This window comes from Sphingomonas sp. SL1004, assembly GCF_057815015.1.
The window spans coordinates 3,763,832-3,784,280 of the sequence record NZ_JBYMUX010000001.1 but is presented as its reverse complement, the minus strand read 5'-3'; the positions used below and the strand labels follow the sequence as shown (position 1 = coordinate 3,784,280).

General features: G+C 65.5%; 24 protein-coding genes. 10 read left to right on the top strand and 14 right to left on the bottom strand.

The window, feature by feature from the left end; translation table 11 throughout:
- Positions 1 to 5: 5 nt before the first annotated feature.
- The 7 genes from AC3D24_RS17330 to AC3D24_RS17300 form a co-directional block, all read right to left on the bottom strand.
- Positions 6 to 500: a F0F1 ATP synthase subunit B family protein gene (locus AC3D24_RS17330; RefSeq protein ID WP_489032362.1), complete on the bottom strand. Its 495-nt coding sequence runs from the start codon at positions 498 to 500 to the stop codon at positions 6 to 8.
- Between the two features lie 57 nt (positions 501 to 557).
- Positions 558 to 785, bottom strand: coding sequence for a F0F1 ATP synthase subunit C (locus tag AC3D24_RS17325; protein WP_055873230.1), 228 nt, complete (start codon positions 783 to 785; stop codon positions 558 to 560).
- 39 nt (positions 786 to 824) lie between these two features.
- Entirely contained in the window at positions 825 to 1,583 is a 759-nt protein-coding gene (locus AC3D24_RS17320; protein ID WP_489033207.1) for a F0F1 ATP synthase subunit A, read from the bottom strand.
- 70 nt (positions 1,584 to 1,653) lie between these two features.
- Positions 1,654 to 1,974 (bottom strand): AtpZ/AtpI family protein, encoded by a 321-nt coding sequence (locus AC3D24_RS17315; protein ID WP_489032361.1) that lies wholly within the window; start codon positions 1,972 to 1,974, stop codon positions 1,654 to 1,656.
- A 448-nt stretch (positions 1,975 to 2,422) separates the two neighbouring features.
- Complete coding sequence (locus tag AC3D24_RS17310) at positions 2,423 to 2,782, bottom strand: YdbL family probable chaperone protein (RefSeq protein ID WP_489032360.1); 360 nt, start codon at positions 2,780 to 2,782, stop codon at positions 2,423 to 2,425.
- A gap of 37 nt (positions 2,783 to 2,819) precedes the next feature.
- Positions 2,820 to 2,996, bottom strand: coding sequence for a YnbE family lipoprotein (locus tag AC3D24_RS17305; protein ID WP_121905275.1), 177 nt, complete (start codon positions 2,994 to 2,996; stop codon positions 2,820 to 2,822).
- Between the two features lie 47 nt (positions 2,997 to 3,043).
- Positions 3,044 to 6,211: an intermembrane phospholipid transport YdbH family protein gene (locus AC3D24_RS17300; RefSeq protein ID WP_489032359.1), complete on the bottom strand. Its 3,168-nt coding sequence runs from the start codon at positions 6,209 to 6,211 to the stop codon at positions 3,044 to 3,046.
- 85 nt (positions 6,212 to 6,296) lie between these two features.
- On the opposite strand from AC3D24_RS17300, the gene radC reads away from it, so the two are divergent.
- From radC to AC3D24_RS17285, 3 genes are all read left to right on the top strand, one after another.
- A complete protein-coding gene (radC, locus tag AC3D24_RS17295) occupies positions 6,297 to 7,001 on the top strand; it encodes a RadC family protein (protein WP_489032358.1) in 705 nt (234 codons plus the stop codon).
- Between the two features lie 103 nt (positions 7,002 to 7,104).
- Complete coding sequence (locus tag AC3D24_RS17290; RefSeq protein WP_489032357.1) at positions 7,105 to 7,317, top strand: hypothetical protein; 213 nt, start codon at positions 7,105 to 7,107, stop codon at positions 7,315 to 7,317.
- A 65-nt stretch (positions 7,318 to 7,382) separates the two neighbouring features.
- Positions 7,383 to 7,784, top strand: a complete 402-nt coding sequence (locus AC3D24_RS17285; protein ID WP_489032356.1) for a BLUF domain-containing protein — start codon at positions 7,383 to 7,385, stop codon at positions 7,782 to 7,784.
- A gap of 77 nt (positions 7,785 to 7,861) precedes the next feature.
- On the opposite strand, the gene AC3D24_RS17280 is transcribed toward AC3D24_RS17285, so the two are convergent.
- A complete protein-coding gene (locus AC3D24_RS17280) occupies positions 7,862 to 8,320 on the bottom strand; it encodes an EF-hand domain-containing protein (protein WP_489032355.1) in 459 nt (152 codons plus the stop codon).
- A 235-nt stretch (positions 8,321 to 8,555) separates the two neighbouring features.
- Here AC3D24_RS17280 and purB point away from each other — a divergent pair, with 235 nt between their 5' ends.
- The 3 genes from purB (at position 8,556) to AC3D24_RS17265 (ending at position 11,212) form a co-directional block, all read left to right on the top strand.
- Positions 8,556 to 9,854: an adenylosuccinate lyase gene (gene purB, locus AC3D24_RS17275; RefSeq protein WP_107954426.1), complete on the top strand. Its 1,299-nt coding sequence runs from the start codon at positions 8,556 to 8,558 to the stop codon at positions 9,852 to 9,854.
- A gap of 65 nt (positions 9,855 to 9,919) precedes the next feature.
- Positions 9,920 to 10,066, top strand: coding sequence for a hypothetical protein (locus AC3D24_RS17270; protein ID WP_489032354.1), 147 nt, complete (start codon positions 9,920 to 9,922; stop codon positions 10,064 to 10,066).
- A gap of 204 nt (positions 10,067 to 10,270) precedes the next feature.
- Positions 10,271 to 11,212, top strand: coding sequence for a hypothetical protein (locus tag AC3D24_RS17265; RefSeq protein ID WP_489032353.1), 942 nt, complete (start codon positions 10,271 to 10,273; stop codon positions 11,210 to 11,212).
- A gap of 44 nt (positions 11,213 to 11,256) precedes the next feature.
- On the opposite strand, the gene dnaJ is transcribed toward AC3D24_RS17265, so the two are convergent.
- The gene (gene dnaJ / locus AC3D24_RS17260) at positions 11,257 to 12,390 is read right to left on the bottom strand and encodes a molecular chaperone DnaJ (protein ID WP_489032352.1); all 1,134 of its coding nucleotides are present in this window, start codon (positions 12,388 to 12,390) and stop codon (positions 11,257 to 11,259) included.
- Between the two features lie 121 nt (positions 12,391 to 12,511).
- The gene (gene dnaK, locus AC3D24_RS17255) at positions 12,512 to 14,419 is read right to left on the bottom strand and encodes a molecular chaperone DnaK (protein WP_380781870.1); all 1,908 of its coding nucleotides are present in this window, start codon (positions 14,417 to 14,419) and stop codon (positions 12,512 to 12,514) included.
- Positions 14,420 to 14,587: 168 nt separating this feature from the next.
- Here dnaK and AC3D24_RS17250 point away from each other — a divergent pair, with 168 nt between their 5' ends.
- Together AC3D24_RS17250 and AC3D24_RS17245 are read left to right on the top strand one after the other, a co-directional pair.
- Positions 14,588 to 15,025: a copper chaperone PCu(A)C gene (locus AC3D24_RS17250; RefSeq protein ID WP_489032351.1), complete on the top strand. Its 438-nt coding sequence runs from the start codon at positions 14,588 to 14,590 to the stop codon at positions 15,023 to 15,025.
- Positions 15,022 to 15,486: a vgr related protein gene (locus tag AC3D24_RS17245; RefSeq protein ID WP_489032350.1), complete on the top strand. Its 465-nt coding sequence runs from the start codon at positions 15,022 to 15,024 to the stop codon at positions 15,484 to 15,486. The genes AC3D24_RS17250 and AC3D24_RS17245 overlap by 4 nt, the downstream gene beginning before the upstream one ends.
- 123 nt (positions 15,487 to 15,609) lie before the next feature.
- Here the strand turns inward: AC3D24_RS17245 and AC3D24_RS17240 are convergent, their stop codons facing one another.
- From AC3D24_RS17240 to hrcA, 4 genes are all read right to left on the bottom strand, one after another.
- On the bottom strand, positions 15,610 to 15,849 hold the full coding sequence (locus AC3D24_RS17240; protein ID WP_489032349.1) for a hypothetical protein: 240 nt from the start codon (positions 15,847 to 15,849) through the stop codon (positions 15,610 to 15,612).
- A 108-nt stretch (positions 15,850 to 15,957) separates the two neighbouring features.
- Complete coding sequence (locus tag AC3D24_RS17235) at positions 15,958 to 17,181, bottom strand: threonine synthase (protein ID WP_489032348.1); 1,224 nt, start codon at positions 17,179 to 17,181, stop codon at positions 15,958 to 15,960.
- Positions 17,182 to 17,358: 177 nt separating this feature from the next.
- A complete protein-coding gene (gene grpE, locus AC3D24_RS17230; RefSeq protein WP_489032347.1) occupies positions 17,359 to 17,898 on the bottom strand; it encodes a nucleotide exchange factor GrpE in 540 nt (179 codons plus the stop codon).
- A 26-nt stretch (positions 17,899 to 17,924) separates the two neighbouring features.
- Positions 17,925 to 18,968, bottom strand: coding sequence for a heat-inducible transcriptional repressor HrcA (gene hrcA, locus AC3D24_RS17225; RefSeq protein WP_489032346.1), 1,044 nt, complete (start codon positions 18,966 to 18,968; stop codon positions 17,925 to 17,927).
- A gap of 80 nt (positions 18,969 to 19,048) precedes the next feature.
- Between hrcA and rph the strand changes: the two genes are divergently transcribed.
- Together rph and rdgB are read left to right on the top strand one after the other, a co-directional pair.
- The gene (gene rph, locus AC3D24_RS17220) at positions 19,049 to 19,765 is read left to right on the top strand and encodes a ribonuclease PH (RefSeq protein WP_056055360.1); all 717 of its coding nucleotides are present in this window, start codon (positions 19,049 to 19,051) and stop codon (positions 19,763 to 19,765) included.
- Positions 19,762 to 20,397, top strand: a complete 636-nt coding sequence (gene rdgB, locus AC3D24_RS17215; protein WP_489032345.1) for an RdgB/HAM1 family non-canonical purine NTP pyrophosphatase — start codon at positions 19,762 to 19,764, stop codon at positions 20,395 to 20,397. Before rph ends, rdgB begins: the two co-directional genes overlap by 4 nt.
- The last annotated feature ends 52 nt before the right edge of the window (positions 20,398 to 20,449 follow it).

Below are 20,449 nucleotides of genomic sequence, written 5' to 3'. Positions count from 1 at the left end.
CTGGATTAGCCATGCGCCATAGTCCTGCGTACCGCGTCGGTCGCCGCGTCCAGGCTGACCTGGAGGCCGGCGACCTTGGCGGCCAATTGCTGTGCTGCTTCGGCGGCGACACCCTGCAAGTTCGAGAGTGCCTCGGCCTTCGCGTTGGCGACCGCCAGGTCATGATGACCCAGGCGCTCGGCGAGTTCGGCGTCGGCCGCATGGACCTGCTGCTCGAACGCGGTCGCCGCGCGCTTGGCTGCTGCCGCGGTCTCGGCCTGCGCCGCAGTACGCGCCGCGTCCATTTCGGCCTGCCAGTTCGCCTGGACCGTATCGGCCTGCGCACGGGCAGCGACCGCCGCCGCCAGATCGCCGGCGATCTTGCCTTCGCGCGAGTCCACGTTGGACACGATCTTTGGCACCATTCCCTTGCCGATCCCGAAATACAGGATGCCGAAGGTGAGGAGCAGCCAGAAGATCTGCGAGGCGTAGGTGGCGGCTATCTGGGCAATCTGGGGCATTGGTCTGTCCTGCGTTAATCCGGCCGGGCGCGGTTGCCCGGCCAAATCACCGAGTGGTTAGGCGACGAACACCAGGATGATCATGGTGACGAATGCGAGCAGACCCAGAAGCTCGGCTGCTGCGAAACCGATGAACAGACGGCCCTGCTGGCTGTCGGCTGCGCCCGGGTTGCGCAGAGCGCCGGCGAGGAACTGGGCGAACACGTTGCCCACGCCGAGTGCTGCGAGGCCCATGCCGATCGCTGCGAGGCCGGCACCGATCATCTTTGCTGCTTGTGCGTCCATGGTAAATTCCCTTTGAAAATCAGTTGGTAAATAGAAAACTTAGTGGAGATTGACCGCGTCGTTCAGATAGACCGACGTCAGCAACGCGAACACGTATGCCTGGATCGCGGCGACCAGCAGCTCGAGCAGCGTGATGCCAATCATCAGCAGCATGCTCGGCGCGCTCACCAGACCGATGTACATCCCGCCGAGGTTCAGGCCGTTGATCACGAACGCGGCCAGCACCTTGAGCAGGATATGCCCTGCGGTCATCGCCACGAACAGTCGCAGACCGAGCGAGAACGGCCGCACCAGGAACGACATCAGCTCGACCACGAAGATCAGCGGGATCATCAGCGCGGGCGTACCGCTCGGCACGAACAGCGAGAAGAAGTGGAAGCCGTGCTTGCCGAAGCCGACGAGCAGCACGATTCCGAAGCTGATCAGTGCCAGCACGCCGGTGACGGTCATGTGGCTGGTCACGGTGAACGGGTGCACGCCGGGGACGATGCCGAACGGCAGGAGCCCGATGATGTTCGCGAACAGGATGAACATGAACAGCGAGAAGACATAGGGCACGAAGCGCTTGCCGCCGGGGCCGACATTCTGCTCGAGCATGCCCGAGATAAAGCCGGTGAAGCCCTCGACCGCCATCTGCCAACGACCGGGCACGAGCTCGCGCTTCATGCCACCGATCATGAACGCCCAAAGCGCGACCAGCGTCACCACCATCCACAATGCGGAGTTGGTGAACGACAGGTCATAGCCACCTACGATCCAGTGCGAGCCGAACGCCGGCTCGATCAGGAACTGGTGCATCGGATCGATCTTGCCGCCCTGTTCTGCCGCCACGTGGAATCCCTGCCGTCTTGATACGACAAACGCCCGGTTACTCCGGGCGTTCGCCTGAAATTCGAATGATCTGCCTGAACGCGACCGCTATCCCGAGGAACAGCAACACGATCAGTCCCCAAGGGCCAGTGCCGAACCAATGGTCTATCAACCACCCGATCAGCGCACTGCCGACGAGACTCCCGACGAGAGCGGAAATGACGCGATTGCCTTGCGAGTACCCCCGCTCGGCATCCGCCCCCTTCTGCCCCTTTGCCGGCGTTTCCCGATGCTGCGCCTCTCGCAATCGCTCATCGAGCGCGGAAAGTCGCGGATCTTCAACACCCTGGGGGTCCTGTCCGGGTTCGATCTCCGCCACGCACGTTCCTCCACCTGATTTCGCATCGGGGAGGAAGCAAGCAGCGACGAGCGATCCCGCCAAGGCGCGGTCCGTTTAGAAAAGGGGGGGGTGCAAGTCAACTGGTGTGACAGGGGCGTCATTAATGGGGCGTTCGATCCTCCCCTGCTAGGGGGAGGCGGCAACGCAGGTGAAGGAGGGGGAGGATGCGGAACCTACGTTTCGCTTGCCTCCCCCTCCGTCTGGCAAGGGCCAGCCACCTCCCCCTGGCGGGGGAGGATTTTAGCGAGGGGCGTCGGAACGGCCACGCTCTTCGTCATCCCGGCGAAAGCCGGGACCTCGCGCCACGGGGGGACGCCCCTCTTTCTTCGTCACCCCGGACCTGTTCCGGGGTCCACCGTTCCGCACGCCCACGGCTATCGACTATGCGGAACCGTGGATGCCGGAACGAGTCCGGCATGACGGGAGGTCAAACGCACCGCGAATCGCGGTCGGGGGCGCCGGCGGTGCGGGTCTTCCAAACGCCGTCCGGAGTCTTGTACTTCTCGCCCGGATTGGTCTGCAGGATCAGGTTGCAGCCGCTGGTGAACGCGAGTTGCTCGACCGTCGCGCCGCTCGCCTGCGCCTTCTGCGTATACGCCGACTTGCGCTGGATGTTGATGTTGTTGACCAGCGCACGCAGATCGCCGCTCGCCGCACCGACCAGCCCCAGATACCCGTCGGGTTGCTCGCCGACCTCGCCCCCGGCACGCGCCGCGGCATAGGCCGGATCGCGCTGCGCCGACGCCGCCACCGAAAGGCCGCCGAGAACCGCGGCTGCGGCGATCATGGCAATGGCCCCATTCCTGCCCGCAAAAACGCTCATATCAAAATATCCCCGGATTCTGCTGGATCAACGATTTCGCCTCGCCATCGAGACGATAGACCACTTCCTGCGTGACGTTGATGTTGAGGTTGATCTCGATCGGCTTGTCGGGCGCCGACACGTTGATGCAGCCTGGCAAGGCGGCCAACAGCCCGACAATAGCGATCGTCCTCGTCATCCCATGCAAGATCGGCCTTTGCTCCAGCTTCTTCAATCCTGTTTCGGTCATGGCACGATCCTGCTTGCGAGAGGCTGAATGGTCGGGGGTTTAGGAGAAGGCGGCGCCGACTGTTGCTGGATCAGCGCGGGCAGGTTGCGCTGGATCAGCCGCTTCGGGTCGTAGAAGCTCTGCGCCGAGTCGAGCAGCCCGCGGAACGGCGCCTTGATGCGGATATTGAAGATGAACGGCAGTTTCTGGAGCCGGCGGACGATGAAGTTCGACTTCGCGCCCTCGCCCTGGCTGATCCCGGCAAAGCGCACGTCGGTGACCATTTCGCCTGCGAGCGGCCCGTTCATGCCGACCCGCAGCGACTGGTAGCGCAGCGACTTCAGCGCCTGGAACGCGATGTTCGCCCATATGCCGAGGTCCTTCTGGCTGAGATCGCCGACATAGGCGAGCGTGCCGCCACCCGGTCGCACGCGCAGATCGCCGCCCTCGATCCGGCCGCCGCTCTCGTCGAAGATCATCGGCAGGACGCCGTCGAAGATGCCGGTCGCGTCGAGATTCTTGAAATCGAACTGCTGCAGGAACTGGTCGGCGGCCATGTTGGCGATGTGGAACGTCATCCGCCGTTCCTTCGGCGCGGAGAAGTCGAGCAAAGTCGGGTCGAGCGTCAGCGATCCGCCGGCGAACGGCCACGACCCTCCCTCGACCTGCACGCGCGCGCCTGGCAGCGTCTGGTAGCGGATCTTGCCGTCGGTGACCGGGATGCCGGGGTTGAGCGTGCGGATCGTCGCGACCTGCCCCGGCGCGCTCTGGAGGTTGAGCAGATCGGTGAAACGGATCTCGGTGGCGATCCCGGTGACCGGGCCGAAGGCGGCGGCGAGATCGGTGCCGGCGGTGCGGAATACACCGTTGCTGGTCACGCCGGCGGCGTTCCAGGCGATATGTCCCTCGCCGCTGACCGATCCGTTGACGTCGGCGATGACGCCGAAGGTGAGCGGGGTAAGAGCGTCGGGTTGTAGCCTATCCTTGGCGAACGCGATCCCGGGTACGTTGAGATCGGCCTTGCCCGCCCCGGTCCCCAGCGCGTGGGTCAGCGTGACGTCGGCGACCTTGGTGTTGGTGGTCGGCTCGAACAGCGTGCCCGCCGCGGTGATGGTGCCGTTGACCAGTTGAAGCGTCACGGTGCGTGCGGCGAGCGGCTTGAACCGCGGCGTCGGCGCGGCATCGGACACCCCCATCGCGCCGGTGAGGTTGAGCGCGCCGCCGACCAGCGTCCAGTCGCCTGCGGCGTCGCCAAGCAGCAGCGGTACGTTGGCGATTTGCCCCGAACCGCCGGTGAACGCGCCCGCCACGCCCTGCCCGGTCATGCGACCGGTGACGGTGCCGAAATCGAGTCGCGTGACACGTTCTGGCGCGCCGATGCGGGTCTGCACCCCGTCGATGGCAAAGCCGCGGTCCGCCAGCCGCACGGTCGCTCCCGCGGTCACGAGCGTGATCGGTGTCGTGCCGAGTCGCCCACCCAGCTTCGCCGCGGCGATCTTCGCGCCGCCGCTGATCCGCGCGCCGTTCACCTGCACCAGCGCGCCATCCACCGAGCACAAGGTCAGCCGCGACGGGTCGAGCACCAGCCCGGATATCGCGAGGCGCTGCACCGTCAGCGGTGCGCAACCGGTGTTGACGACCAGCCGCCCGCGACCGTTCCACAGCGCCGACACCGGCATCGACAGGCCATCGACCCGGTTGCCGGCACCGCCCAAACCGATCGGTCCCCCGAGCGTGACCCGAGTCGCGATCGAGGTCGCGCCGCCCGGAGTCGCGCTGAAGGTGACGGGGGTCAGCGCTAGGCGCGCGTCACCGGCCACATAGGGCGCGATGGTAGCGACACCGCGGATCGCCGCGCCGGGTTTCGCCTGCGCGAGCGATATGCGTGCCTCGGGCAAGCCCCCGCCGCGCATCGCGAGAACCGTGTCGAGCTGCACGCCGCCATTCGGCCAGCCGAACGCGACCCCGTCGCCGCCGCCGAGCGCCACCCGCGAACCGCTGGCGGAGGCGAGCGCGAGACGGGACAGCACCGCCTTGCCGCGTCCGCCCTCGATCTGCACGCGCAGATCGGCGTCCGCAGCGAACCCGCGTCCCGCCTTCTGGATCGCCTGCGTCACCGCGCTCGCCAGTGGTGCAACAGGCGTTCCCGCGGTTGCTCTACCGATCCCCACAAGTCCCGCGAGTCGCTTCTGCGCCACTGCCGCCCCGCTCGCCTGGACGCGCCCGTCGAACACGATCTGCTGGCCGATCCGGTAGGCGCCTGCGAGCGCAACCCGCCGCGCGTGGCCCTCGGTGGTGCGAACCGTGTCCGCGGCGATGTTCGCCTTGCCGCCGGTTTCCGCCGCGGTTCCGGTGAAGTCGATCGTGCCCCCGGCACTCGCCAAAGTCACGCCCGGTGTCCGTGCCGCACCAGTCTTGAGCGTCGCCTTGCCCTGCCAGCGATCGAGCGCCGCGGAGAGGCCGACGTCCAGATCCGCCACGATCCGCTCGGCCTGCGTCGTCCCGCAGGCGAGCCGCGACACGCGCACCGGCCCCGTCACCGTCGGCTTCGCCCCGTCGATCCGTAGCTTCACCGTCGCCGCCAGCCGGTCGATCACGCATCCACCAACATCGAGCCGCTCGCTGATCGCCGCCAGCGTGCCACGGAACCCGTCATCGAGCTTGCCCGAGCCCGCCAGCTTCAACCCGACGACTCCCTGCGGCGTCTCCAGCCGCATCCGCCCGTCGGCGACCGACACGTCGAGCGCGGGCAGTGCGAACGGCTTCCCCGATGGTGCCGGCAGCAATTTGTCGATCGCGCCGAGCGAGACCTTGCCGTCCACCAGCCGCCCGCGCAGCCTGACCTTCCCCGCGCGCACGCCCTCCAGATACGGTCCCGACAATCCGACGCCGGTCCGCGTCTCGACCCAGTCGGCGACGAGATCGGGATGCGCCGGATCGCCGATCACGACGTTGGTCAATCGCTGGCCGCCCAACGCGAGGTCGGCGATGTCGTAGCGCGCAGGCACGCCGGCCTTGGCAAGTTCGCGGTCGATGAACCCTTCGGCGATCGGTTTCCGCACCAGCCAAAGCACGACCAGCCCGGCGAGCAGAAGCAGCGCCAGCACCATCGCAACGCGGCGGGCAGTCGCAGAACGGCGAGGGTCGGCCCCGGGGTCGCCCCCCGTCTCGCTCGTCTCGCTCACTTACTCACTCCGCCACGCTCAGGCCCCTGCATAGGCGGGGGCGGGGGCGTCATGCAATTGCGCGCGGATGTGCTAGCCTGCCGAAATGGCCGAACCGGACGACGACGCCAATGTCTTGGGGAACGATCTGAAGGGCCATCGCGGGCGCCTTCGCAAACGCCTGTTCGAAGGCGGCAGCGACGCGCTGCTCGACCACGAACTCATCGAATACCTGCTCGCGATCGCGATTCCGCGCGGCGATACCAAGGCGCTAGCCAAGGCCTTGATGCGCGAGTTCGGTGGCATCGGCGGGGTGCTCACCGCGGACGCCGAAGCGCTCGGCCGGGTGAAGGGCATGGGCGAAATCTCGACCGCCGCGATCAAGATCGCGCACGCCGCCGCGATACGCCTGCTGCAATCGCAGGTCAGCGACCGCCCGGTGCTCGCCAACTGGCAGGCGCTGCTCGATTATCTCCGCGCCGACATGGCGCACCACGCGATCGAGCGGTTCCGCGTGCTGCATCTCAACACCAGGAACATGCTGATTCGCGACGAAGTGATGAGCAAGGGGTCGATCGACCAAGCCGCGGTGTATGTCCGCGAGGTCATCCGCCGCGCGATCGACCTCGGCTCCGCGTCGATCATCCTCGTCCACAACCACCCGAGCGGCGACCCCTCCCCCAGCCGCGCCGACATCGACATCACGCGGACGATCGCCGAGGCGGGCAAGCGCCTCGGCATCGCTGTGCATGACCATATCGTGATGGGGACCGGCGGCCATGTCAGCTTGCGCGCACAAGGGTTGATCTGAGGGCGGGCGTTAACCTGAAGCAACGTAAATTAATGCAGTCCGACCCAACGACCCCGTGTCTTTTTACAGCCGCCGTCGTTGTGGTCACGAAGGAGTATCCCTTGTGGACAACAAACTACACGACGAAGCATCGCACGTGACGGCCGAGCATGGTGAAGTTCTGGTCGATGGTCCGGACGGGGTCGCCGTATCCCTGACACCAGATGCGGCCGCGGAAACCTCTGATCGCCTGCTCCACAGCGCTGCCGAAGCGCAGGGGCAACTCCTCGCTGCGGCGCGCGCCGCCGAAGATCGTGCCGCGCGCAAGGTTCATTGATCGACCGCAACACATCGATCGTCGATCCGTCGTAGTCTCGTTTGCAAAGACGGACCGGAGACGCGATGCGCCAAATTCTTTATGTGAGTTCCAGTACCATAGCCGGCGACAAGGCTGATCTCGTGGGAATATTGGAACAGTCGCGTCATAACAACGCGATCGATGGTGTGACGGGGTTGCTGTGGTCGGACGGCGTTCGATTTCTGCAAGTGATCGAAGGGCCGACGGCCAGCATCGACTCGACCTTCGAGCGCATCCTGAACGATCATCGCTATTACGATCTTTCGCTCCAGCACAATATCCCGATCCTCGAACGCCAGTTCGGTGGATGGACGATGGCGCACCGGCGCGCGAACGATCCAGCCGATACCTACGACGCCCGAATGCGAAGACTGTTGACGGGCGCATCGGACAGGGTGCGCAAACCCTTTCTGTCTCTCATGGCGACAGGCGCGATCGAAGCCTGACACAAAAAGGCCGCCGGACGAACCCGGCGGCCACCTTGCACCATCGAATGTGCCGACGGCGAACATGCCGACAGGTATCAGCCCTGCGACAGGAAATTCGTCAGTTCGGTCTTCGACAGCGACTTGTTCTTGTCGGTGTCGGCTTGGGCGAACGCGGCATCGACCCACTTCTTGGTATCGGGCGTACCGGCCTTGGTCGACGGATCGGTCTTGGTCTTCAGCGCGACCATCCATGCGCCGAACTCGGTCGGGCTTAGCTTGCCGTCGCTGTTTTTGTCGTATCCGGGAAACTCGGTGTCGACGACCTGCGCAACCTGCGCACCCGATGCCGGCTGCGTTGCGGCCTGTTCCACAGGTGCCGCTTGCATCGGCGCTGCATCGGTTGGCGTGGCCTGAGAAGTTGTCGCCGACGGCGTGGTCGAAGTCATCGCCCCTCCTGCGGTTGCCGGGTCGGCCTGTGCAGGCGTCGGGCTGGTCTGAGCCAATGCGGGCGCAGCAATCGTCATGGTGGCTGCGAGCAGAGCAAATTTCAACATTGCATCTCTCCGTTGTTATAGTGTCAGGCACGACACCGATTCTTAGAACCGTCGGGCGGATACTAGGCGGCAACAACCCGCGACTCCGTCGATTGGTTCCAGATCACACCGCTGGAGCGCCCTTCGCGCATTTGAACCCCGGCGCCCGGCCTGCTACCGCGCCTGCAATCGCCTCCGCGTTCCCCATTTGCGGGGGCGCGAGCGTGCCCCGCCCCCTAAGCTCCCGAGGAAACCCATGGTCCCCCGCTATTCCCGCCCCGACATGGTCGCGATCTGGACGCCCGAAGCGCGCTTCAAGATCTGGTTCGAGATCGAAGCGCACGCTACCGACGCGCTCGCCGAGCTGGGCGTGGTCCCCAAGGAAGCCGCCGCCGCGATCTGGGAAAAGGGTGCGTTCGAAGTCGACCGGATCGACGAGATCGAGCGCGAGACCAAGCACGACGTCATCGCCTTCCTGACCAACGTCGCCGAGCATGTCGGGCCGGAAGCGCGCTTCATGCACCAAGGCATGACATCGTCGGACGTGCTCGACACGTGCCTGGCGGTGCAGCTGGCCAAGGCTAGCGACATCCTGATCGCCGATCTCGACGCATTGCTGGTAGTGCTGGAGCGCCGCGCACGCGAGCATAAGATGACGCCGACGATCGGTCGCAGCCACGGCATCCACGCCGAGCCGGTGACGTTCGGGCTGAAGCTTGCGCAGGCGCATGCCGAGTTCGCCCGCAACCGCGCGCGGCTAGTGGCGGCGCGCGAGGACGTCGCGACCTGCGCGATCTCGGGCGCGGTCGGTACGTTCGCGAACATCGATCCGTTCGTGGAAGAGTATGTCGCGGGCAAGCTGGGTCTGTCGGTCGAGCCCGTCTCGACGCAGGTGATCCCGCGCGATCGCCATGCGATGTTCTTCGCGACGCTGGGCGTGATCGCCAGCTCGATCGAGCGGCTCGCGACCGAAGTGCGGCATTTGCAGCGTACCGAAGTGCTTGAGGCGGAGGAGTTCTTTTCGCCCGGCCAGAAGGGCTCGTCGGCGATGCCGCACAAGCGCAATCCGGTGCTGACCGAGAACCTGACCGGCCTCGCGCGGATGGTGCGCGGTTACGTCACGCCGGCGATGGAGAACGTCGCGCTGTGGCACGAGCGCGACATCTCGCACTCGTCGGTCGAGCGGTATATCGGCCCCGACGCGACGATCACGCTCGATTTCGCGCTCGCGCGGCTGACCGGGGTGATGGACAAGCTGGTCGTGTACCCCGAGCGGATGTTGAAGAACCTCAACAAGATGGGCGGGCTCGTCCATTCGCAGCGCGTGCTGCTGGCATTGACGCAGGCGGGCGTGAGCCGCGAGGACGCGTATCGCCTCGTGCAGCGCAACGCGATGAAGGTGTGGGATTCGGACGGCGCGCTGTCGCTGCTCGAACTGCTGAAGGCGGATCCGGAAGTGACGCTGTCGGACGCGGAGCTCGAGGACAAGTTCGACCTCGGCTATCACCTGAAGCACGTCGATACGATCTTCGCCCGGGTATTCGGCGCGGCTTAATCCCACCGGGTCGATCGGCGATTGCGCGCAACGCAATTGCGATTACCTGTTACAAAATTGCGACAATGCGCAACTATGCATACATCGCCCTTGCCGGATATTGTTCCGGCATCGGAGACCTACCCATGCGCATGTTCGAAACCGTGACCAGCACCATGCTGGCGATCGCGGCTCAAGCGCTGGTGGTCGGGGTGGTCATCACCGCCTTCTGATCCATCGGCCCGCCCGCCCCCTTCCCAGGGGGCGCGGCTAGGGCCCGAGTTTATAGCGCTGGCGTCGAGCAGGTCCGAAGTGGATCAATCGCTTCGCCCTTCCCGTCGAAACGGTTGCGCACCCGATAGCAGTTACTCCGTCCGATCCCCAATGTTCACGCCAGCCTAGCAAAGACCTGCTGGGCGGTAACGGGAGAGACGGACATGCGCCTGCACCAATTCCTGATCACATCGGCCCTCTTCGCGGTACCCGTGCAAGCGCAGGACGAAGCACCCAAATCATTGCCGTCGCTTGATGCTGCACTGCCTGCCGACGTGCGCCTGATGTTAGCCAGCGCTTCGCAAAACCAATCGCTGTTCCCTATCAATGGATCGGAGCCCTTTGCAGGCACGATCCTTAAGGCCGATGTCATCAGTTTTTCGGCCAATAGCGAACTGGTCCTCGGTGCCACGAGCGCACCGTTCATCGTCATCGCCGCGCGCGACGTTAAATTTCCCGATACGGACTCGAGTTATCGAATCCGGTTCGAGACACCAACGGCTGCAAACGGAGTGGATGGCGCTGGGGGCGAAGCCGGCGGGGCAGGTGCCAGTGTCACGCTGCCCCACGTCTATTTCGTCGTTGATCATTTTTCCGTGGGCAACGATGCCCAGCCGCGGCTGATTAATCTTGCCCTCAAATTCCGCGGCGTAGCTGGCGGGGATGGCGGCCGCGGCGGTGCCGGCAAGGATGGCGCCGACGGTACGCGCGGTAAAAAAGCGTCTAGTGGCGTTGGCTGCAATCATAGCGGGGGAGACGGCAGTCCCGGCGACGACGGCGGCGCAGGTGGCAAGGGAGGGGATGGCGGTCGTGGTGGCGATGGTAGTTCCGTGACCTTTGTCTCAACGTCGCGCGGCGTTGGCCAGTTCAGCTACGCCTCGATTCAGAATCAAGGGGGTAACGGCGGAGGTAACGGCCCTGCCGGCAAATCAGGACGGCCGGGAAGTGGCGGCCCAGGCGGCCATGGAAAAGGGTTTTGCCATGGCGGAGATACTGGAAAAGCCGGCCGCAGCCCAGTTCCGGCTTCCGCCGGAGCCGACGGAGCCAGGGGAACGAAAGGCACAGTCGAACTCATCAGCCTGCCAACAACTGCATTGATCGGCTAGAACTATGCGACAGGTGACGCGCTGCCGCCTCACCTGTCACCTGGCTACTCCCCCGCGAACACACCCTTGAGCTTAGCGAAGAAGCCCTGGCTTGCCGGGCATTCGTCGCCCGTCTCGGTCTCGCGGAACATCTCGAGCAATTCCTTCTGGCGATTGCTGAGACGCGTGGGGGTTTCGACGTCGATCTGGACGACGAGGTCGCCGTGGCCTCGGCCCTGCAGCACCGGCATGCCGGCGCCGCGTTGGCGGAGCTGCTTGCCCGACTGGATACCGGCGGGGATCTTCACTTCATGCGTGCGACCGTCGAGGCCGGGGATCGACAGCGAACCGCCGAGCGACGCGACCGTGAAGCTGATCGGCGCGCGCGCGAACAGCGTCGTGCCTTCGCGCTCGAACAGATTGTGCTTGGTCACGTGGAGGAAGATGTAGAGGTCGCCGGACGGAGCGCCGCGGGCGCCAGCCTCGCCCTCGCCGGACATGCGGATCCGCGTGCCTTCGTCGACGCCGGGGGGGACGTTGATCGACAGCGTCTTGGTCTTCTCGACCCGACCTTCGCCGCGACAATCCGGGCACGGGTCGGCGATGACTTCGCCGGCGCCGTTGCAGACCGGGCAGGCGCGCTCGACCACGAAGAAGCCCTGCTGCGCACGGACTTTCCCGTGGCCGCCGCAATGCTGGCAGGTTTTCGCACGCGTACCGGCCTTGGCGCCCGAGCCGTCACAGGTGTCGCAGAGCGCCGACACGTCGACCGTGATCTCGGTCGTCTTGCCGTGGAACGCTTCGTCGAGCGAGACTTCCATGTCGTAGCGCAGGTCCGCGCCGCGCCGGGCCGCCGAGCGGCCACCGCCGCGCTGGGCGCCGCCCATGAACTCGCCGAAGACGCTTTCGAAGATGTCGCTGAAGCCGCCGAAATCCTGCGCGCCGCCACCGTGGCTACCGCCGCCGCCGTTCTGGAACGCGGCGTGACCGAAGCGATCATAGGCCGCGCGCTTCTGCGGATCCTTGAGGCACTCGTACGCCTCGCTGACTGCCTTGAACTGCGCTTCGGAATTCTTGCAGCCGGCATTCTTGTCCGGGTGATACTTCATCGCGAGCTTGCGGTAGGACGATTTGATCGTCCCCGCATCCGCGGTCCGCTCGCATTCGAGCAGTTCGTAATAATCTGTCTGGGTACTCATAGCGGCCCTCTTAGCCCTCTCCCCTCCGGGGAGAGGGTTGGGTGAGGGGCCATTCCACACGGCAGCGCGCGGAACTGCCCCTCACCCCGGCCCTCTCCCCGAGGGGGAGAGGGAGTTTCGGTTACGCCTTCGGGTTGTCGTCGACTTCCGAGAACTCGGCGTCGACGACGTCGTCGTCCTTCTTCGCGCCGTCACCATCAGCCGACGGCGAAGCGTCCGCCTGGGCCTGCTTCTCGTAGATCGCCTGGCCGAGCTTCATCGCGACCTGGGCGAGCGCGGTGCTCTTCTCGGTCATCGCGTCCGCATCGCCGCTCTCGACCGCAGCCTTGGTCGCGTCGATGGCGGCCTGGATCTCGGTCTTGAGCGACTCGTCGACCTTGTCGCCATTGTCGGCAAGCTGACGCTCGGTGGTGTGGACCAGCGACTCTGCGTTGTTCTTCGCCTCGGCGCCGGCACGACGCTTCTTGTCTTCCTCGGCGAAGGTCTCGGCATCGCGGACCATCTGGTCGATGTCGTTGTCCGAAAGGCCTCCCGACGCCTGGATGCGGATCTGCTGCTCCTTGCCGGTGCCCTTGTCCTTGGCCGAGACGCTGACGAGGCCGTTCGCATCGATGTCGAACGTGACTTCGATCTGCGGCACGCCGCGCGGTGCCGGCGGGATACCCACGAGATCGAAATTGCCAAGCATCTTGTTGTCGGCCGCCATCTCGCGCTCGCCCTGGAACACGCGGATCGTCACCGCGCCCTGGTTGTCGTCGGCGGTCGAATAGGTCTGCGACTTCTTGGTCGGGATCGTCGTGTTGCGATCGATCATCCGGGTGAACACGCCACCCAGCGTCTCGATGCCGAGCGACAGCGGCGTCACGTCGAGCAACAGCACGTCCTTGACGTCGCCCTGCAGCACGCCGGCCTGGATCGCGGCGCCCATTGCGACGACTTCGTCCGGGTTGACGCCGGTGTGCGGCTCCTTGCCGAAGAACTGCTTCACGACTTCACGGACGCGCGGCATGCGCGTCATGCCGCCGACCAGCACGACTTCCGAGATGTCCTCGGGCTTCAGGCCGCCGTCTGCGAGCGCCTTGCGGCAAGGCTCGAGCGTACGCTTGACCAGATCCTCGACCATCCGCTCCAGGTCGGCGCGGGTGATCGACTTCACCAGATGCTTCGGGCCGTTCTGGTCCGCGGTGATGAAGGGCAGGTTGACCTCGGTCGTCTGCGCCGACGACAACTCGATCTTCGCCTTCTCGGCGGCTTCCTTCAGACGCTGCAGCGCCAGCTTGTCCTTGGCGAGGTCGATGCCCTCGGCCTTCTTGAACTCGTCGGCGAGATACTGGACGATCTTGTTGTCGAAATCCTCACCGCCGAGGAACGTGTCGCCGTTGGTGGCCTTCACCTCGAACACGCCGTCGCCGATTTCCAGCACCGAGATGTCGAACGTGCCGCCGCCGAGATCGTAGACCGCGATCGTCTTGCCGTCCTGCTTGTCGAGGCCGTAGGCCAGCGCCGCCGCGGTCGGCTCGTTGATGATGCGCAGCACTTCGAGGCCGGCGATCTGGCCGGCGTCCTTGGTCGCCTGGCGCTGGGCGTCGTTGAAGTACGCGGGAACGGTGATGACCGCCTGCGTGACCGTCTCGCCGAGATACGACTCCGCGGTTTCCTTCATCTTCTGCAGCGTGAACGCCGAGATCTGCGACGGCGAGTAATCCTTGCCGCCCGCCGAGACCCAAGCGTCGCCGTTCGGCCCGCGCGAGATCTTGTACGGAACCAGCTCGGTGTCCTTCTTGGTGATCGGATCGTCGAAGCGACGGCCGATCAGGCGCTTCACCGCGAAGATGGTGTTGTCGCCGTTCGTCACTGCCTGGCGCTTGGCCGGCTGGCCGACCAGTCGCTCGCCATCCTTGGCGAAGGCGACGATCGACGGCGTGGTGCGCGCGCCCTCGGAATTCTCGATGACCTTGGGCTTGCCGCCTTCCATGACGGAAACGCAGCTGTTGGTCGTGCCGAGATCGATACCGATTACTTTAGCCATGAGTTCTGATTAGCCCCTCACTTGAAACGAAAATACGAAACCGGTTCCACCCCGTTACGGCAGTGGAACCTTTCTGATGATGGGCGCGATATAGGTGGCCTCGCGCTTGCCGCAAGATTGTATGGGTCATAGGATGCGCAAGAGGCAGCGCCCGGAGAAAAGTAACCTATGCGTATCGTTTTCGGCCTGGGTGTTGCCGCGATGGCACTGGCGTCGTGCTCGCCGCCCAAGGAACTGTCCGTCGACGGGGCCTGGGTGCGGCTCGGAGCGGTGACCGGACGGCCTGCGGCGGCGTATTTCACGGTGCATGGCGGGCCTGCGCCAGCGACGCTGATTTCGGTTACGACCGACGTAGCGATCAAGTCCGAGATGCACGAGACGATGGACAAGGGCGGCATGTCGACGATGGCACCGCTCGCGAAGGTTGAGATCCCGGCGAACACGGACGTGGCGTTCGCGCCGGGTGGGCGGCACGTGATGCTGTTCAGCATGAACTCCGGGATCAAGCCCGGTGATCGCGTGATGCTGACGTTTGCGTTCGCGGACGGGACTCGGATCCTGGACAACGCGACCGTGGTCGCGGCGGGGACTCCGGCGGGCAAGTGAAACGCCCGCTGACCGAGGGGGAGACGGCGCTGGCGGCTTCCGTATTCGGCGGCGCGATCGAGTATTCTCGGGTCAGCCTGTCGCGGAGTAAATGGGCATTCTTCCAGCCGCGCGACACGGTGATGGCGCCCCGTGGCTGCATCCACTTCCACCCCAAAGGCGACCTGTGGTGCGACGACTTCGCGCACGCGCACCTGACGCTGCAGGGGCTGTTCGTCCACGAGATGACGCATATCTGGCAACACCAGCGTGGCGTGTTCCTCCCCTTGGCGCGGCATCCGTGGTGTCGGTACGACTATGCATTCCGGCCCGGCGTGGCGCTGCACCGCTATGGCATCGAGCAACAAGGCGAGATCGTACGGCACGCTTTCCTGCTGCGCGCGGGAGCAAAGGTGGCAGGCGCGCCGCCGCTCGCTCAATACGAGACGGTGCTGCCGTTCACGCCGTTAGCGTCGGCCTGACGTCCGCCACACCATCCCCGTCCGCTCCCCCACCGTCATCCCAGCGAAAGCTGGGATCTCAAGCGGCGAGGGCGCACGCTATCACGGGGAGATCCCAGCTTTCGCCGGGATGACGGACGTTTGTTAAAGCCAGCTACGTCCATCCGGTCCGCCACACCCATAAGGCGGCAACTGGCCCGGGAACCGCGTCTGCATCTTGTGGCAGCCCCACGCCCGCATCGGCCCCGGCGCGTAGCCGTTCAACGCGATACCAACCTCGTCATACGGGCTCTCGCCACGCGCGACATACATGTACCAACGCCCGCCGAACATCACCGCCGCCGCGATGAGCACGACACAAACGACCTGGACGATTTTCTGCATTTAGCACCTTTTTTTGTAAAGAAGGGCGCCCCGTTGCAGACAGCTTGGATCAATTTCAACCACCGATCGGGTAGATCTCAATCCACCCGATCGGCAGAAATCCGCCGCTTACAGCGCGTCGAAATCGATAGGTCGTGTTCTATCAAGCGCTTGCGGCGCCTCGGGCATCGGATATTTCAGTCCGGTCGCGCAGTTGAAAAGAACGACCTTGTCGTCCTCGTCGACCAAGCCGGTGTTCAGCGCCTGATGATACGCCGCCAGCGTCGCGCCACCCTCGGGGCACAGCAGCAGCCCATCCTGCTTCGCCGCCGCATCGACCGCCTTCAGGATCGCCGGATCGCCAACTGCGAGCGCCTGCCCGCCCGATTCCCGCACTGCGCGGAGGATCAGGAAGTCGCCGACCGCCTTCGGCACGCGAATGCCCGCCGCAACGGTGCTCGCATCCTCCCAACGCTCGGCATGCTCCTCGCCCGCCTCGAACGCGCGGACGATCGGCGCGCAGCCGCTCGCCTGCACTGCGAACATCTTGGGGCGCTCCGAACCGATCCAGCCGAGCTTCTCGAGTTCGTCGAACGCCTTCCACATCCCGATCAGCCCAGTGCCGCCGCCGGTCGGGTAGAAGATCGCGTCGGGCAGCTTCCAGCCGAACTGCGCGGCGAGTTCGAGCCCCATCGTCTTCTTGCCCTCGATCCGGTAGGGCTCCTTCAACGTCGAGAAATCGAACCAGCGGCCCTCTGCGGCGCCCTTGCCGACGATCGCGCCGCAATCGTCGATCAGGCCGTTGACCCGCCAGACCCGCGCGCCCTGCATCGCGATCTCGCGGACGTTGATCTCGGGGGTGTCGTCGGGACAGAATACGATCGTCTCGATCCCACAGCGGGTGGCGTACGCCGCCAGCGCCGCGCCCGCATTGCCGTTGGTCGGCATCGCGATTTTCTTGACGCCAAGCTCCTTCGCCATCGCGACGGCCATGACCAGCCCACGCGCCTTGAACGAACCGGTCGGGAGGCGACCTTCGTCCTTCACGAGCACGTTGGGGCCACCGGACTTGGTCAGCGGCACCAGCGGCGTCTCGATCTCGCCAAGACTGACGATATTGGAGGTGTGGCGCACGGGGAGCAGTTCACGCCACCGCCACAGATCAGTCGGCCGTGCCTCGATCGTGTCGCGCGAGATCGTCGACCGCACCGCCTCCAGATCGTAGCGTACAAGCAACGGCCGCCCAGCGCGGGAAAGCCCATGAAGCTGGTCCGCCTCATAGCGCTCACCGGCAATCGAGCATTCGAGATGCGTCACGAAGGTCTGGCGATCGGCGGTAAGGTTCTGGTTCATCGACTGACTTTCAAATCCTCCCCTGCAAGGGGAGGGGGACCAGCGCAGCTGGTGGAGGGGGCTCGCCGCGTACGTGACGCTCGACGCAGCCCCCCGGCCGCAGATGGTACGCGGGAGGTGAGCCCCCTCCACCACCACGCAAGCGCGTGGCGGTCCCCCTCCCCGTTCCGGGGAGGATTACCCAGCCTTGGCCACGCCGACCATCGCCGGACGCAACAGGCGGTCCTTGATCATGTAGCCCGCCTGCATCTCCTGGACGATCGTCCCCACAGGCTGATCGCTCGGGACTTCCAGCATTGCCTGGTGCTTGTTCGGGTCGAGCATCTGGCCCTCCGCGGCGATCTTGGTGATGCCGTGGCGCTGGAACACGCTCTCCAGCTCGCGACCGGTCGCCTCAAGCCCGGTGACGAGCCCCTTCATCTTGTCGTCGGCACGCAGGTCCGCGGGGATCGCCGACAGGCCACGCGAGAGGTTGTCCGCAACCGACAACACGTCGCGCGCGAACGCCGTCGCGGCATAGGCGCGGGCATCCTGCGCTTCCTTCTCGGCACGACGGCGGACGTTCTGGATCTCGGCCTGCGCATAGAGGACGTTCTGCTTGGCCTCGGCGAGCTGGTTTTCGAGTTCGGCGACCCGGTCGTTCGCGGCGACTTCGGGTGCGTCTTCAGCGGTCTCTTCGCGCAGGTCTGCAGGCGTGTTCTGGTCGATATCGGACATTGCTTTCCCTATAAAATCTGGCCCGCTCAACCCATCAACCGGGCGAGCGTTGCAGCCGTGAAATCCACCATGGGCACGACGCGCGCATAGTTCAACCGCGTCGGGCCTATGACACCGACCACGCCGACAACCCGACCGTCCAACCCACGGAACGGCCGTGCGATCACCGAAGACCCTGACAACGCGAACAATTTTGTCTCCGCGCCAATGAAAATCCGGGTCGAATCCCCGGCCCGCGCGCTGTCCAGAAGCGATGCGACTTCCTGCTTTCCCTCGAGATCGTCGAGCAGGTCGCGGACCCGATCGAGATCGGCGGCGGCGGCCGCGTCGATCAGCCGACCCTGCCCGCGCACGATCAGCACCGGGCGCCGATCGGCATCCTCGCTCCACACCGCGATGCCCGCCTCCACCAACGCGCGCGCCGCGCCATCGAGCGCCGCCTGACCGTCCGCCAGCTCGCGCTCGATCCGGCCGCGCGCCTCGGCCAGCGTCAGCCCGCCGAGAGTCGCCGACATGTAATTGCCCGCCTCGATCAACGCGGACGCCGACATGCCCTTGGGCAGTGCGATCACGCGGTTCTCGACCGAGCCGTCCTCGCTGACCAGCACTGCCAGCGCCTGTTCGGGCGAGAGTGCCACGAACGCGATCTGGCGCAGTTTCAGCTCGCGCTTGGGCACCATCACAAGCCCCGCGCACGCCGACAGCCCGGAGAGCGCGAGCGTGGTCGCGGCGAGCGCATCCTCGACCGGACCACCGACTCCGGCGCGGGCCTCGATTGTCTGGCGCTCCTCGAACGACGGCTCCATCGCCTGCATCATGCCGTCCACGAACAGCCGCAAGCCGCGATCGGTCGGCATCCTGCCGGCACTGGTATGCGGGCTGGCGAGCAGGCCAAGACCTTCGAGTTCGCCCATCACACCGCGAATCGAGGCGGGCGAAAGGCTGAGGCCGGTCAGTTGCGCGATCGTCTTCGACCCGACCGGCGTGCCGCTGGCGAGATAGCTGTCGACCACCGCACGAAAAATGTCGCGCGCGCGATCGGTCAGTTCGGTGACGGGGGGCGTGGCCATCGCTTTGATCTAGGCTGGCGAGCGACCAAACGAAAGGCTAGGCAGCGCACAACTACTCACTCCCGTTTTAGGAATACAACATGCGCCCATCCGGCCGCGCCCCAGACCAGATGCGTGCGATCACGATCGAGCCGCGCTTCACCAAGCATGCCGAGGGCTCCGTCCTGATCGGCTTCGGCGACACGAAAGTGCTCGTCACCGCCAGCGTCGAGGAGAAGGTCCCGCCGTTCATGCGCGGCAAGGGCGAAGGCTGGGTGACGGCCGAATACGGCATGCTCCCGCGCGCCACCAACACGCGCAACAACCGCGAGGCCGCCAAGGGCAAGCAATCGGGTCGCACGCAGGAAATCCAGCGGCTGATCGGTCGTTCGCTTCGCGCGGTCGTCGACCTGAAGCTGCTTGGCGAGCGCCAGATCGTGATCGACTGCGACGTGATCCAGGCGGATGGCGGCACGCGCACCGCGTCGATCTCGGGCGGCTGGGTCGCGCTGCGCCTTGCGATCGACGGGTTGCTCGCGAGCGGCAAGCTGACCGCCGACCCGCTGACGCAGAAGGTCGCGGCGATCAGCTGCGGCATCTATCAGGGCAATCCGGTGCTCGACCTCGACTATATCGAGGATTCGGGCGCGGATGCGGATGCTAACTTCGTGTTGCTGGAGAACGGCAACATCGCCGAGGCACAGGCGACCGCCGAGGGCGCGACCTATGACGAGGAGGCGCTGCTCCGCCTGCTGCGGCTCGCGCGGATCGGCTGCACGGATATCTTCGCGGCGCAGGCGAAAGCGGTCGCCAAGTGAGCGGCGAAGGCAAGGAGCCGCAGGCGATCCGCAAGCTCCAGCCGGGCAAGCTGGTCATCGCCAGTCACAACAAGGGCAAGGTCCGCGAGATCGCCGCGCTGCTCGAAGGCCGCGGGCTCGAAGTCGTCTCCGCCGCCGAGCTCGACCTGCCGGAGCCGATCGAGACGGGCACCACCTTTTTCGCGAACGCCGAACTAAAGGCGCGCTCGGCGGCCGACCTGTCGGGCTACCCCGCGCTCGCGGACGATAGCGGGCTGTGCGTCGACGCACTGAACGGCGATCCGGGTGTCTACACCGCCGACTGGGCGGAGACGCCGAACGGTCGCGACTGGAACATGGCGATGCAGAAGGTCGAGGACGCGCTGACCGCCAAGGGTCCCGAAGCGACTCGTGGCGCGCATTTCGTCAGCGTGCTCGCGCTCGCCTGGCCCGATGGTCACGTCGAATGGTTCGAGGGTCGTGCGGAAGGTACGCTGACATGGCCGCCGCGTGGCGCGGTCGGCTTCGGGTACGACCCTGTGTTCGTGCCGCTGGGCTACGAACAGACTTACGCCGAACTGCCGCACGAAACGAAGAACGCGATCAGCCACCGCAACGAGGCGTTCAAGCTCCTCGAAGCTGCGGTGTTCTGAGCGGGCGTGTCTAAGTCGGCGGTGTTCTAAAACCGGCCCCCTACAAACTTCC